Origin of the sequence: Streptomyces sp. NBC_00727 (assembly GCF_045161745.1) — a bacterium.
Classification (GTDB): domain Bacteria; phylum Actinomycetota; class Actinomycetes; order Streptomycetales; family Streptomycetaceae; genus Streptomyces.
Genome location: NZ_CP108981.1, coordinates 741,806 through 754,448, shown reverse-complemented (window position 1 = coordinate 754,448; position 12,643 = coordinate 741,806). Strand labels below are relative to the sequence as shown.

At 72.6% G+C, this 12,643-nt stretch carries 15 protein-coding genes; 8 read left to right on the top strand and 7 right to left on the bottom strand.

Going from position 1 to position 12,643, the window contains the following annotated elements:
• Window positions 1-14: 14 nt before the first annotated feature.
• Both OG242_RS03260 and OG242_RS03255 read right to left on the bottom strand, forming a co-directional pair.
• The gene (locus OG242_RS03260) at window positions 15-887 is read right to left on the bottom strand and encodes an undecaprenyl-diphosphate phosphatase (RefSeq protein WP_405896702.1); all 873 of its coding nucleotides are present in this window, start codon (window positions 885-887) and stop codon (window positions 15-17) included.
• 185 nt (window positions 888-1,072) lie between these two features.
• Window positions 1,073-1,783: a TVP38/TMEM64 family protein gene (locus OG242_RS03255; RefSeq protein ID WP_405896701.1), complete on the bottom strand. Its 711-nt coding sequence runs from the start codon at window positions 1,781-1,783 to the stop codon at window positions 1,073-1,075.
• Window positions 1,784-2,146: 363 nt separating this feature from the next.
• Between OG242_RS03255 and tuf the strand changes: the two genes are divergently transcribed.
• Both tuf and OG242_RS03245 read left to right on the top strand, forming a co-directional pair.
• Complete coding sequence (tuf, locus tag OG242_RS03250; protein WP_405896700.1) at window positions 2,147-3,316, top strand: elongation factor Tu; 1,170 nt, start codon at window positions 2,147-2,149, stop codon at window positions 3,314-3,316.
• A gap of 70 nt (window positions 3,317-3,386) precedes the next feature.
• A complete protein-coding gene (locus tag OG242_RS03245) occupies window positions 3,387-4,232 on the top strand; it encodes a spermidine synthase (protein ID WP_405896699.1) in 846 nt (281 codons plus the stop codon).
• On the opposite strand, the gene OG242_RS03240 is transcribed toward OG242_RS03245, so the two are convergent.
• Complete coding sequence (locus OG242_RS03240; RefSeq protein WP_405896698.1) at window positions 4,194-5,507, bottom strand: MFS transporter; 1,314 nt, start codon at window positions 5,505-5,507, stop codon at window positions 4,194-4,196. The genes OG242_RS03245 and OG242_RS03240 overlap by 39 nt on opposite strands.
• Window positions 5,508-5,562: 55 nt before the next feature.
• Window positions 5,563-6,651, bottom strand: a complete 1,089-nt coding sequence (locus OG242_RS03235) for a hypothetical protein (RefSeq protein ID WP_405896697.1) — start codon at window positions 6,649-6,651, stop codon at window positions 5,563-5,565.
• Window positions 6,652-6,807: 156 nt separating this feature from the next.
• Here OG242_RS03235 and OG242_RS03230 point away from each other — a divergent pair, with 156 nt between their 5' ends.
• Together OG242_RS03230 and OG242_RS03225 are read left to right on the top strand one after the other, a co-directional pair.
• Window positions 6,808-7,245 (top strand): DUF4442 domain-containing protein, encoded by a 438-nt coding sequence (locus tag OG242_RS03230; protein WP_405901492.1) that lies wholly within the window; start codon window positions 6,808-6,810, stop codon window positions 7,243-7,245.
• A gap of 147 nt (window positions 7,246-7,392) precedes the next feature.
• Window positions 7,393-8,055, top strand: a complete 663-nt coding sequence (locus tag OG242_RS03225; protein WP_405896696.1) for a DedA family protein — start codon at window positions 7,393-7,395, stop codon at window positions 8,053-8,055.
• Between the two features lie 5 nt (window positions 8,056-8,060).
• Here OG242_RS03225 and OG242_RS03220 read toward each other — a convergent pair whose 3' ends face one another.
• Window positions 8,061-8,591, bottom strand: coding sequence for a gamma carbonic anhydrase family protein (locus OG242_RS03220; protein ID WP_405896695.1), 531 nt, complete (start codon window positions 8,589-8,591; stop codon window positions 8,061-8,063).
• 166 nt (window positions 8,592-8,757) lie between these two features.
• On the opposite strand from OG242_RS03220, the gene OG242_RS03215 reads away from it, so the two are divergent.
• A complete protein-coding gene (locus tag OG242_RS03215; protein ID WP_405896694.1) occupies window positions 8,758-9,495 on the top strand; it encodes an acyltransferase in 738 nt (245 codons plus the stop codon).
• A 9-nt stretch (window positions 9,496-9,504) separates the two neighbouring features.
• Here OG242_RS03215 and OG242_RS03210 read toward each other — a convergent pair whose 3' ends face one another.
• Window positions 9,505-10,371: an EamA family transporter gene (locus OG242_RS03210; protein WP_405896693.1), complete on the bottom strand. Its 867-nt coding sequence runs from the start codon at window positions 10,369-10,371 to the stop codon at window positions 9,505-9,507.
• Window positions 10,372-10,463: 92 nt separating this feature from the next.
• Between OG242_RS03210 and OG242_RS03205 the strand changes: the two genes are divergently transcribed.
• Window positions 10,464-11,036, top strand: coding sequence for a helix-turn-helix domain-containing protein (locus OG242_RS03205; RefSeq protein ID WP_405896692.1), 573 nt, complete (start codon window positions 10,464-10,466; stop codon window positions 11,034-11,036).
• Window positions 11,037-11,079: 43 nt separating this feature from the next.
• Complete coding sequence (locus OG242_RS03200; protein ID WP_405896691.1) at window positions 11,080-11,547, top strand: YbaK/EbsC family protein; 468 nt, start codon at window positions 11,080-11,082, stop codon at window positions 11,545-11,547.
• Here OG242_RS03200 and OG242_RS03195 read toward each other — a convergent pair.
• On the bottom strand, window positions 11,544-11,954 hold the full coding sequence (locus tag OG242_RS03195; RefSeq protein WP_405896690.1) for a CoA-binding protein: 411 nt from the start codon (window positions 11,952-11,954) through the stop codon (window positions 11,544-11,546). The two genes, OG242_RS03200 and OG242_RS03195, sit on opposite strands and share 4 nt — an antisense overlap.
• A 59-nt stretch (window positions 11,955-12,013) precedes the next feature.
• Here OG242_RS03195 and OG242_RS03190 point away from each other — a divergent pair, with 59 nt between their 5' ends.
• The gene (locus OG242_RS03190; RefSeq protein ID WP_405896689.1) at window positions 12,014-12,640 is read left to right on the top strand and encodes a YigZ family protein; all 627 of its coding nucleotides are present in this window, start codon (window positions 12,014-12,016) and stop codon (window positions 12,638-12,640) included.
• The last annotated feature ends 3 nt before the right edge of the window (window positions 12,641-12,643 follow it).

The window sequence follows — 12,643 nt, the reverse complement described above, 5'->3', positions numbered from 1 at the left end:
CGCGTTACGGGGGGTCAGCCCGCCGACCCGCCCGCGTGCGGGTTCAGCGCACCGGCGCCCACGAGGATGAACAGCAGCACGCCCAGGACGATCCGGTAGATCACGAACGGCATGAAGCTCTTGGTCGTGATGAACTTCATGAACCATGCGATGACCGCGTATCCCACCCCGAACGCGATGAAGGTCGCGAAGATCGTCGGGCCCCAGGACACGTGTCCCTCGCCCGCGTCCTTCAGCTCGAAGACGCCCGAGGCGAGCACCGCGGGGATCGCGAGCAGGAACGAGTAACGCGCCGCCGCCTCCCGGGTGTAGCCCATCAGCAGACCGCCGCTGATCGTGGCGCCGGAGCGGGAGACGCCCGGGACCAGGGCCATCGCCTGGCAGAAGCCGTAGATCAGGCCGTCCTTGACGCCCAGTTCGCGCAGCGTCTTGCGCTGCTTGCCGGCGCGGTGCCGGCCGCCCGACTCGTCGCGGGCCGCCAGCCGGTCCGCGACGCCGAGCACGATGCCCATCCCGATCAGGGTGGTGGCGATCAGCCGCAGGTCGCGGAAGGGGCCCTCGATCTGGTCCTGGAACGCCAGGCCGAGCACGCCGATGGGGATGGAGCCGACGATGACCAGCCAGCCCATCTTGGCGTCGTGGTCACCGCGCATCGAACGGTCCGTCAGCGACCTGAACCACGCCGAGACGATCCGGACGATGTCCTTGCGGAAGTAGATGAGGACCGCGGCCTCCGTGCCGATCTGGGTGATCGCGGTGAAGGCCGCACCCGGGTCCTGCCAGTCGGCGAACGCCGCGGTGAGCCGCAGGTGCGCGCTGGAGGAGATCGGCAGGAACTCGGTCAGTCCCTGGACGAGTCCGAGGACGAACGATTCGAACCAGCTCATGGGGCTTGGGCCATCCCGGGGTACTCATGCACAGGCCACCGGCGTCGGGCGCCGGCGCGTGCGGGTTGCGGTCGGGCGAGGACAGGGCCGCACCGGGCCCGGTTTCGTCTGTCGGTCGCGGGCAGCGTATCGCCCCCGGGTGAACAGCCGGCGACACCCCCCGCGCGCCCGGCCGGTCGCGGTCCTCAGACGCCCAGACGGTGCCGGCGGCGCCAGGCGACCACCGCCGCGCCGGCCCCCGTCAGCACGATGAACCCCATCGCGGCGAGGAACGCGGGCGAGGTGGGCGAGGACGCCTCGCTGCCCGCCACCACGTAAGCCGCCGTGTTCGGGACCGAGCCCAGGCCCGTCGCCACCAGGAACGGCGGATAACCCATGCGGGAGACGGCTGCGCAGTAGTTGGCGGCGGCGAACGGCACCCCGGGGAAGAGCCGCAGCGCCAGCATCGAGCGGAAGCCGTGCCGGCTCAGCTGCCCGTCCGCCGCCCGCAGCCAGCGCCCGCGCACCAGCGTGCGCAGCGCGTCCTGGCCCAGGACCCGGCCGAGCATGAACGAGATCCCGGCGCCCAGCACCGTACCGCCGAGGGCCGCCGCGAGACCGGCCTGTGTGCCGAACAGCGCACCCGCCGCGAGGTTCAGCAGCGGACGCGGCACGAACGCCACCGTGCAGACGCCGTAGGCGAGTCCGAAGAGCAGGGCCGCCGTGGAGCCGCCGCTCAGCTGCCCGAGTCTCCCGGAGGTCAGCAGCTGCTGCGGTTCGAGCAGCAGCACGGCCGTCGCGGCGGCCACCAGCACGGCGACGAGCAGCGAGAGCCGGGACCACGGCGAGAGCAGCACCCGAGTGCAGCGCACGGCGAGGCCGGGGGAGGGCCGGGTGGCGGGGACGACGTCGAGCATTCGGGGAGAGTAACCGACAAAGGTGTGTGATCGCCGTAATGTGCCCCCGCCGGCCTTCCGGCGGCCCGCGCCCAATCCCCGTACGGCCCGCCGTAATTCGCTCGACGGGCCGACGGGCCGTCGGGGATGATCGGGCCATGTTCCGGTACGCCTTCCTCGCAGCGCCGTCCGCAGTCGCGGACGCGCCGAAGGCTGCCGTGACCACCCTCGCAGCAGTTGTCGCCGCAGCGTTCACCGCTGCCGCAGCGCCCGTCGGCGGCGCCCGAAGCTGACCCTCCCCCGGCTGTCCGGCGGACCCCGCGAGGGGAGGGTCGGCCGGGCCCCGGGGTCTCACGTCACGCTTCGCATCCCAAGGAATGAACCATGCCCAAGACGGCATACGTGCGCACCAAGCCGCACCTCAACATCGGCACGATGGGTCACGTCGACCACGGCAAGACGACCCTGACCGCCGCCATCACCAAGGTCCTCAGCGACCGCGGCACCGGCACCTTCGTCCCCTTCGACCGCATCGACCGCGCGCCCGAGGAGGCGCAGCGCGGCATCACCATCAACATCGCGCACGTCGAGTACGAGACCGGCACCCGGCACTACGCGCACGTCGACATGCCAGGACACGCCGACTACGTCAAGAACATGGTCACCGGGGCCGCCCAGCTCGACGGGGCGATCCTCGTCGTCTCCGCGGTCGACGGGATCATGCCGCAGACCGCCGAGCACATCCTGCTCGCCCGCCAGGTGGGCGTCGACCACATCGTGGTCGCGCTCAACAAGGCGGACGCGGGTGACCCCGAGTTGGCCGACCTGGTCGAGCTGGAGGTGCGCGAGCTGCTGTCCGCGCACGGCTACGGCGGCGACACCGTGCCCGTCGTACGGGTGTCGGGGCTGCGGGCGCTGGAGGGCGACCCACGCTGGGCCGGGGCCGTGGAGGCGCTGCTCGACGCCGTCGACACCTACGTACCGATGCCGGTGCGCTACACCGACGCGCCGTTCCTGCTGCCGGTGGAGAACGTCCTGACCATCACCGGTCGGGGCACGGTCGTCACCGGCGCCGTGGAGCGCGGCACGGTCCGGGTCGGCGACCGGGTGACGGTACTCGGCGCCGGCACCGACACGGTCGTCACCGGTCTGGAGACCTTCGGGAAGCCGATGGAGTCCGCCGAGGCCGGCGACAACGTCGCGCTGCTCCTGCGCGGCGTCGAGCGCGACCGGGTGCGCCGCGGCCATGTCGTCGCGGCGCCGGGCAGCGTCACCCCCAGCCGGCGCTTCACCGCGCGGGTGTACGTCCTGTCGGGACGCGAGGGCGGCCGCACCACCCCGGTCACCACCGGCTACCGGCCGCAGTTCTACATCCGCACGGCCGACGTGGTCGGCGACGTGGACCTCGGCGGGGCGGGGATCGCGCGGCCCGGTGAGACGGTCACGATGACCGTCGAGCTGGGCCGGGACATCCCGTTGGAGCCGGGCCTCGGCTTCGCGATCCGCGAGGGCGGCCGCACGGTCGGCGCGGGCACCGTCACGGAGCTGCTCTGAGCCGGACGGGCCCGTCTTCCCGAGCCCGGGGGAGGCGGGCCCGTCCGTCAGCAGCCCGCACAATGGGGGAGTGAACGAGTCGATACCCGTCATCCGCGACGTGGACCACGGCACCGCACGGCTGCTCCCCGACGTGGACCGGGCACGCGCCTGGCTGCTCACGGTCGACGGCGCGCCGCAGTCCTACGTCGACCTGGACGCGCCCGAGCACCTGGAGTTCGAGTACGTCCGGCGGCTCGGCCACGTCGTCGACTGCGCTGCGGACCCGGGCGAGCCACTGGACGTCCTGCACCTGGGCGGCGGCGGACTCACCCTGCCCCGCTACGTGGCGGCCACCCGCCCCGGCTCCCGGCAGGAGGTGGCGGACGCGGACCGCGGGCTCCTCGACCTCGTCGCCGAGCACCTGCCGCTGCCCGCGGGCGGCGGCATCACCGTGCGTGCGGCGGACGCCCGCGCCCGGCTGGAGGAGACGGCCCCCGGCTCGGTGGACCTGCTGATCGCGGACGTCTTCGGCGGGTCCCGGGTGCCCGCACACCTCACCACCGTGCCCTACGCCCGGGCCGCGGCGCAGGCGCTGCGCCCGGACGGGATCTACGCCGCCAACCTCGCGGACGGGCCGCCGTTCGGCTTCCTGCGCTCGCAGCTGGCCACGTTCGCCGCCGCCTTCGATGAGCTGGCGCTGATCGCGGAGCCGGGCGTGCTGCGCGGCCGGCGCTTCGGCAACGTGGTCCTCGTCGCCTCCCGTGCCCCGTTCGACACGGCGGCCCTGGCCCGCCGGTGCGCGGCCGACGCGTTCGCGGCGCGGGTGGAGCACGGCGCGGCGCTGGAGGCGTTCGTCAACGGGGCCCGGCCGGTCGGCGACGAGGACGCGGTCCCCTCACCCGAGCCGCCCGACGGCGCCTTCAGCCTCGGCTGAGGTGGGCGGGACGAGCGGGACGGCGGCCACCTCGACCGACGCGTTCCTGCGGGTCAGGTTGCGTACGTCCGGCACGAACAGCACCGCGCCCGTGACCAGCACGACCAGGCCGGCGCACCCCCACAGTGCCTGGCCGCGCCCGACCAGCGACTCGACCGGTCCGGCGAGCGCGGTGGCGACGGGCACCATGGCCACCGAGCCGAACCAGTCGTAGGCGGAGACGCGTGACAGCTTCTCCTCGGGGATCTCCTGGTGCATGGCCGTCATCCAGGAGACGCCGAACACCTCGATCGCCGTACCGCTGACGAACATCACCACGCAGAGCCAGGTCGCGGAGAGCGGCACGGCGAGCCCGGCCGACGGCAGGGCCAGCGGGAAGACGCAGAGCGTTCCGGCCAGCAGCAGCCGGCGCGGCTTCCACCGCATCATCAGCAGCGCCCCGGCCAGGTTGCCGACGCCGAACGCGGCCAGCGCGAAGCCCCAGGGCCGTGCGCCGCCCAGTGAGTCGCGGGCGACCAGCGGGCCGTAGACCGCCTCGGCCGCTCCGACGGCGGCCACCACCACGGAGAACTGGGCGACGATGGCCCACAGCCACGGCCGGCCGGTGAACTCCTTCCAGCCGTCCCGCAGGTCGGCGAGCAGCCCGCCCCCGGGCTCCCGCTCCGGGATGTGGCTCACGTCGAGGAAGGCGCGCAGGGCCCCGGCGACCGCGAAGGCCGCGGCGTCCACGGCCAGCACCCAGCCCGGGTCCATCGCCGCGATCATGGCGCCGCCGAGGGCGGCACCGCCGATCGCGGCACCCTGGGTGGACATCCGGAACAGGGCGAAGGCGCGGCTCGCCTGCTCGCCGCTGACGCTCGACATCAGCATGCCCTCGGCGGCCGGGCTGAAGAAGGCCTGCCCGGTGCCGCACAGCGCGGTGAGCAGCATCATCTGCCACAGCTGCGGATCGCCGGCCAGGACCAGCAGGGCGAAGAGGCCCTGCGAGACGCAGTTGAGGGTGTTGGCCGCCACCATCACCCGGTGACGCGGCAGCCGGTCCGCGATCGCCCCGCCGATCAGCAGGAAGAGCACCAGCGGCACGGTCCTGGCGGCGGCGACCAGACCGACGTCACCGCCGTCGCCGCCCGCCTGGAGAACCGCGAACGCCGCCGCGATCAGCGCGCCGTGGGTGCCCAGGGCGGTGATGATCGAGGCGGCGGTCAGCAGCCGGTAGTTGCGGCCCGCCGGGACGGGGCGGGTGGAGCGGGAGGCGGGGGCGGCTGCGTCGGTCACCCAGGGACTATCGCGGTCCCGCCCCCGCCTTCGCAAATGAGTTCCCGCACCGGGCTCAGGACTCGGTGTCGGCGTCGGTGATCGGCACGGTGCGCACCGTGCTCAGGATCTTCTTGATCGTCGCGTCGGGCAGCTCGCCGTCCACACCGACGGCGGCGTACAGCACCCACGAGGAGAACTCGCCCTTGGTGTTCTTGAAGGTGAAGGCGTACGTCTTGCCGTCAGTGGTGCACTTCGACTTCTTCTTGACGTTGGGCGCGGTGGCGGTGACCAGGCTCCCGGTCAGCCCCGACTTGGTGGTGTACTGCTTGGCCTTGCTGATCTTGATGCTCTTCTTCGGCATGTGCTGCGCGAACGCGGCCCAGGCCCAGGTGCCCGCCTCGTTCCGGGCGTTCAGGTCGGCGTCCTTGGCCCCCTCCGCGCCCCGGGTGCCGGCGCCGGCCAGGCTGTAGTTCTCCTCGGTGCCGTCCTTGTCGGAATCCTCCGAGCACCACTTGTCCTTGAGGTCCGCGGGCCCGGTGAACCCGATGAGCGGCGAACCGTCGCCCTTCTTGTCGTCCTCGAAGTACGTGAGCACGCCGGGGGGCGACACCTTCCAGTCGCCGGGCACGTCGAACTGCGTGCCCCACTTCGGGTTGGTCACGACCTTCCAGCCCGCGATCTGCGGCTTGGCCTCCTCGTCGTCGCCGCGCGGGTTGGCCTCGGAGGCGGACTCGGACGGCTTGGCGGGCGCGGACGACTTCTTGTCGTCGGCGACGTTCTTGGCGTCCTTGTCGTCGTCCTTGTTCAGCACGACGACACCGGTGACCGCGGCGGCCACCACGACCGCGGTGGCCGCGACGATGGCCACGAGCGTCGTCTTCTTCTTGCCGTTGTCGTCACCCGGCTGCGGAGAGCCGGGAGGTCCGGCCACCGCGTACTGCGGGACCGTCGGCTGCTGGTACGGGTTGGGCTGTCCATAGCCCCCCTGCCCGCCCTGCTGCGGGTATCCGTACCCGGGCTGCTGGCCCGACTGCTGGCCCTGCTGCTGATATCCCGGTTGCTGATAGGGATTCGGCTGCTGGTACCCCGGCTGCTGGTACGGGTTCTGATTCTGGTCCTGCGGGTTCTGCTCGCCCCCGGGCGGCTGCTGTCCTGGCCACATGGCCAGTAACGATAGAGGGGCCCAGCCCGGCGTGCTACGTCCGCCCCCGTGTGCGAACGGTGAAGGACGGGCGGCGGCCGGGCGGGAAGTGGCCGCGGAGGCATGGCCAAAGGCTCCTACTCATGAGTAACATCTCGGCGCATGAGCGCTGAACAGATGACCGCGGGCGAGATGCTCGCCGCGACAGTCCCCATGGTCCGGACCCTCGACCTCGAATTCCTTGAGTCCACCGCCGACCGCGCGGTGGTCCGCATGCCGGACCGGGCCGACTACCACAACCACGTCGGCGGGCCGCACGCCGGAGCCATGTTCACGCTGGCGGAGTCGGCGAGCGGTGCCATAGTCATCGCCGCGTTCGGCGACCAGCTGGGCCGGGCCGTGCCACTCGCGGTGAGCGCCGAGATCGGCTACAAGAAGCTGGCCATGGGCGAGGTCACCGCGACCGCCGTCCTCGGCCGCCCCGCCGCCGAGGTCGTCGCCGAACTAGACGCGGGCGAGCGCCCCGAGTTCCCGGTGACCGTGGAGATCCGGCGCGGCGACGGCGCCGTGACCGGTGAGATGACCGTGGTCTGGACCCTGCGCCCGAACTCCTGAACCGTACGACCGAAGGGCCGCCCCGCACCGGCCGGTGCGGGGCGGCCCTTCGCGCTGCCCGGCCCGGTGACGCTGAGGGTAGGCTTCCCGTGGTGCGCCGATGAGTTGTCCGGCGGGCGACAGGACATCACACGTAAGGAAACGGCGTTGCACATCCAGGAGTGGCTGGAGACCGTCCCGGCGATCAGCGTGTACGTCCTGGTGGGCGTCATCATCGGACTGGAGAGCCTGGGCATCCCGCTCCCCGGCGAGATCGTCCTGATCAGCGCTGCACTGCTGGCCGCGAGCCACGACGGCATCAACCCCTGGATCCTGGGGGCCTGCGCCACGGCCGGGGCCGTGATCGGCGACTCGATCGGTTACGCCATCGGCCGCAAGGGCGGACGCCCGCTGCTGGCCTGGCTGGGCGGGAGGTTCCCCAAGCACTTCGGCGAGAGCCAGATCGCCATGGCCGAGCGCTCCTTCCAGAAGTGGGGCATGTGGGCCGTCTTCTTCGGCCGCTTCGTCGCGCTGCTGCGTATTTTCGCGGGACCGCTGGCCGGTGTGCTGCACATGCCGTACTGGAAGTTCCTCGTCGCCAACGTGCTGGGCGGGATCGCCTGGGCAGGCGGCACCACGGCCGTCATCTACTCGGTGGGCGTCGTCGCCGAGGCCTGGCTGAAGCGGTTCTCCTACCTCGGCCTGGCCATCGCGGTCCTGATCGGCCTCGCCTCGATGCTCGTCCTCAAGAACCGCGCCAAGAAGGCCGCCGCCGCGCACTCCGCGGCGGCCGTCGAGCCGGAACCGGGGACCGTGCCGGTCGCCGACTGAGCCCCTCAGCCCTCGCAGGCCGCGCGGTGGGCCTTGGCCAGCTCCACGTACCCCACCGCGTTGAAGCGGACGCCCTCCAGCTCCTCCTCGGTCAGCTGCCGCTTCACCTTCGCCGGCACGCCCGCGACCAGCGAGCCCGGCGGCACGCGCATCCCCTGCGGGACCAGGGCCTGCGCCGCGACCAGCGAGCCCGCGCCGATGTGGGCGCCGTTGAGCACGGTGGCCCCCATGCCGATCAGCACGTCGTCCTCGATGGTGCAGCCGTGCAGTACCGCGTTGTGCCCCACCGAGACCCGCTCGCCGACCGTCACCTCGAAGCCGGGATCGACGTGGACGCTGCAGTTGTCCTGGATGTTGGAGTCCGCGCCGATGACGATCGGTCCGCAGTCCGCACGCAGCACCGCCTGGTACCAGAGGCTGGAGCCCGCAGCCATGGTGATGTCGCCGATCGCGACGGAGGTCGGCGCGGTGAACGCGTCCGCGTCGATGGACGGCTCCTTGCCGCCCATGCCCATGATCAGCGCCTGCTCCGCCATCGCGCGTTCCTCCGTGCTCCGGTGCCGTGGGTCGCGGGGGCCACGGTGACAGCAGGCCGTCCGCCCGGGAAACCGTATGCGACGCACCGCCGTCCCAGGACCGTTGGGGTGAAGATCACAGGTCGGGGCCGCCGTCCGGCCGATGGGCGCGGACTACCGTGAGCGCGTGCCCAAGAACAGAAACGCGTTCTCCCCCCTGACCGCCTGGCGGCGGCGCGTCCTGTCCGGGGCCGTCCACCGCTGCTGGCGCTGGGCGCGGGAGGCGGGCGCGGTCACCGCCGAGCACTCAGGGGGACTGCGGTTCGCCCGGATCGGCGAGGGCACCCGGCTGGCGTTCCCGCAGGGCACGGTCTTCGGGGAGCCGTGGATCGAACTGGGCGACCACTGCATCATCGGCGAGCAGGTCACGCTGACCGCGGGACTCATGCCCGACCTGGACCTCGGCCCCGACCCGATCCTCACCCTGGGCGACGGAGTCGTGCTCGGCCGCGGCAGCCATGTCGTCGCCGACACGACGGTGACCATCGGCGCGGACACGTACTGCGGTCCGTACGTCTACATCACCTCGACCAACCACAGCTACGACGACCCGCACGAGCCGGTCGGCAAGCAATGGCCCCGGATGCAGCCCGTGTCCATCGGCCCGGGCTGCTGGATCGGCACCGGCGCGGTGATCCTGCCCGGCGCCCGGCTCGGGCGCAACGTGGTCGTCGCCGCCGGCGCGGTCGTCCGCGGCGAGGTGCCCGACCGGGCGGTCGTGGCGGGTGCGCCCGCCCGGATCGTACGCAGCTGGCACCCCGACAAGGGCTGGCAGCCGCCCCTGCGGACCCCGGCCCCCGTGCCGATCCCCGCGGGCGTCACCCCGGAACAGCTGCTGGCCGTCGCGGAGCTCGAAGAGAGCTGACACCCGCGCTCACCCGGTCGCCAGCAGCACCGTGCCCACCAGCGCGAGTCCGGCGCCCGCCGCCTGCACGCCCCGAAGCCGCTCCCTGAGGAAGCCGCGCGCGGCGAGGGCGGTCACCACCGGGTAGAGCGAGGCCAGCACCGCGGCGACGGTGACCGGGCCGTGCTGCGCGGCCATCGCGTACGTACCGTTGGCCGCCACGTCCGCGAGGCCGACGAACGCCAGTGCCGGAAGCGCCGCCCGGACAGCCGAGGCGCCCCCGTCCTCGGGCAGTGCCCGGCCGCCGCGCCGCAGCGAGACGTACAGCGCACCGCCGCCCACCGCGACATTGGTGAGCCGCTGCACGAGCAGGGCCAGGAACAGCCCGGTCACCGTCGTCGAGGCCTCGGCGATCAGCGACATCACGGCCCCGAAGCCGAAGGCCGCCGCCAGCGTCAGCAGGATCGTCCGCCGCTGCACCGGCGCCCCGCGCAGCTGCGGGCCGCCCGCCATCATGATGCCGGCGACGGCGACCGCGACCCCGGCGCCCTGGAGGAGGCCCGGGCGCTCCCCGGCGACCAGCCCGATACCCACCGGCACGGCGACGCCGAGCGAACCGAGCGGGGAGACCACGCCCATCGGCCCGAGGGCGAGGGCCTTGTAGAAGCAGAGCATCGCCATCGGCCCCACGACGCCCGCCGCGACCGCGAACCAGAGCCGGGGACCCGCCTCGCTCCAGCCGTCCGTGGCCGTCACGATCACCCCCAGCACCGCCGCCGCGATGACCTGTGAGACCACGACCACGGTCAGCGCGGGCGTGCGCCGGGTCAGCAGGCCGCCTCCGAAGTCGGCCAGCCCCCACAGAAGGCTGGTGGCCAGGGCGAACAACGCAGTCATCGGTGCCTCGCAGTACAGTGCGGCGAACGGTTGGGTACACCACACCGTAGTGCAGAATGCTTTACCACGGCATACAAAATATTGGACGGAACGTGACTGACCTCGATCAGCTGACCCAGTCCCTCGCGCGCAACCTCAAGCGCTGGCGCGGGGAGCGAGGCTTCACCCTGGACACGCTGGCCGCCCGCGCCGGAGTCAGCCGCGGCATGATCATCCAGATCGAACAGGCCCGCACCAACCCCAGCGTCGGCACCACGGTCAAGCTCGCCGACGCGCTCGGCGTCAGCATCACCACGCTCCTCGACTACGAACAGGGCTCCCCGGTCCGCCTGGTCCCCGCCGGCCAGGCCGTACGCCTGTGGTCCACCGAGGCGGGCAGCGCCACGACGCTGCTGGTCGGCACGGAGGCCCGCGGCCCCCTCGAACTCTGGTCCTGGCGGCTGATGCCGGGCGACGGCAGCCGGTCCGACCCGCACCCGGAGGGCACGGTCGAACTGCTCCACGTCACCGCCGGCACTCTCACGCTCGTCGTCGCCGACACCCCGTACGCCGTGCCCGCCGGCACCTCCGCCACCTTCGAGGCGCACCACCCGCACGCCTACCGCAACGAGGGCACCGAACCGGTCGAACTCACCATGGCCGTAAGCATTCCGCCCGTCAGATGAGACGCCGCACACCCTCGCGTACGGCGCTGTCAGCGTGACGCGCATGCGCGCACCCGTCGGCTCCTTCGAGGACGCCAGCCCCGCCGTCGACCGTCAGGACATGCTCACCGCACCGGTGGCCGAGGCGGTGCGCACCGGCTGGGGAGGCATCACCCCCGAGCAGGTCCTGCACGTCGACACCGACCCGGAGATCGCCGACACCGCGGCCTTCGTCGCCCACCACGGAGCGGACCTGCTCGACCGCTCGGCGAACTGCGTGGTCCTCTCGGGCAAGCGCGGCGCCGAGGTCACCCTCGCCGCCTGCGTCGTGCTGTCGCACTCCCGCGTCGACGTGAACGGTGTCGCCCGCAAGCACCTCGGCCTGCGCAAGGCGCGCTTCGCCCCGATGGACACGGCAGTCGGCGAGACCGGCATGGAGTACGGCGGCATCACGCCCGTCGGTCTGCCGGCCGCGCTGCCGGGCGCGGTGGTGCTGGAAGGACTGGGCGTGCGCGCGCCAGACAGGCCCTAGGCTCCGAGCCGCGGGATCTCGATGGCCGGGCAGCGGTCCATGACCATGTCGCGCCCGGCCGCCCGGGTGCGCTCGTACGCCTTCTCGTCGACCACGCCGAGCTGGAACCAGACGGCCCGGGCGCCCGCGGCCACCGCCTCGTCGGCCACCGCACCGGCCAGGTCGCTGTTGACGAAGACGTCCACCACGTCCACCGGGAACGGTATGTCCGCCAGCGAGGCGTACCCCTCCTCGCCGTGCACCCGCTCCGCCTGCGGATGCACCGGCACCACGCGCTTGCCGAAGCGCCGCAGCACCTCGGCGACCCCGTAGGCCGCGCGGGCGCGGTTGTTGGACAGCCCCACCACGGCCCAGGTGTCACCGGTATCTTCCAGAATCCTGCGGATCGTCTGCGCATCTGCGTACATGAACCGCACAACCGGCGGCCCGCTCCGGCCATTCCCGCGAGGAAGCATAGGGTGGCGGGATGCAGGAGCAGTACCGGACCGTCGCCCGCGCGGGCGTCCACGAGAGCGAGATCAACCGGTCCCGTTTCCTCTGCGCGCTCGCCCCCGCGGCCACCGAGGAGGAGGCGCAGGAGTTCGTCGCCCGCGTCCGCAGGGAGCACCCGACCGCCACCCACAACTGCTACGCGTACGTGATCGGCGCCGACGCCTCCGTACAGAAGGCCAGTGACGACGGCGAGCCCGGCGGCACCGCCGGCGTCCCCATGCTCCAGATGCTGACGCGCCGCGAGGTCTGCTACGCCGTCGCCGTCGTCACCCGCTACTACGGCGGAGTGAAGCTGGGCGCCGGGGGACTGATCCGGGCGTACGGGGGAGTGGTCGGCGAGGCCCTCGACGCAATCGGCACCCGTACCCGCCGCCGCTTCCGGCTCGCCACCGTCACGGTCGGCCACCAGCGGGCGGGCAGGCTGGAGAACGAACTGCGGGCCACCGGACGGACCGTGCGCGAGGTCCGCTACGCGGCCGAGGTGACGATCGAGATCGCGCTGCCGGACGCCGACGTCGAGGAGTTCCGCCGCTGGCTGGCCGACGCGACGGCGGGCGAGGCGCGGGTGGAACTGGGCGGCGAGGCGTACGACGACGCGTGACCC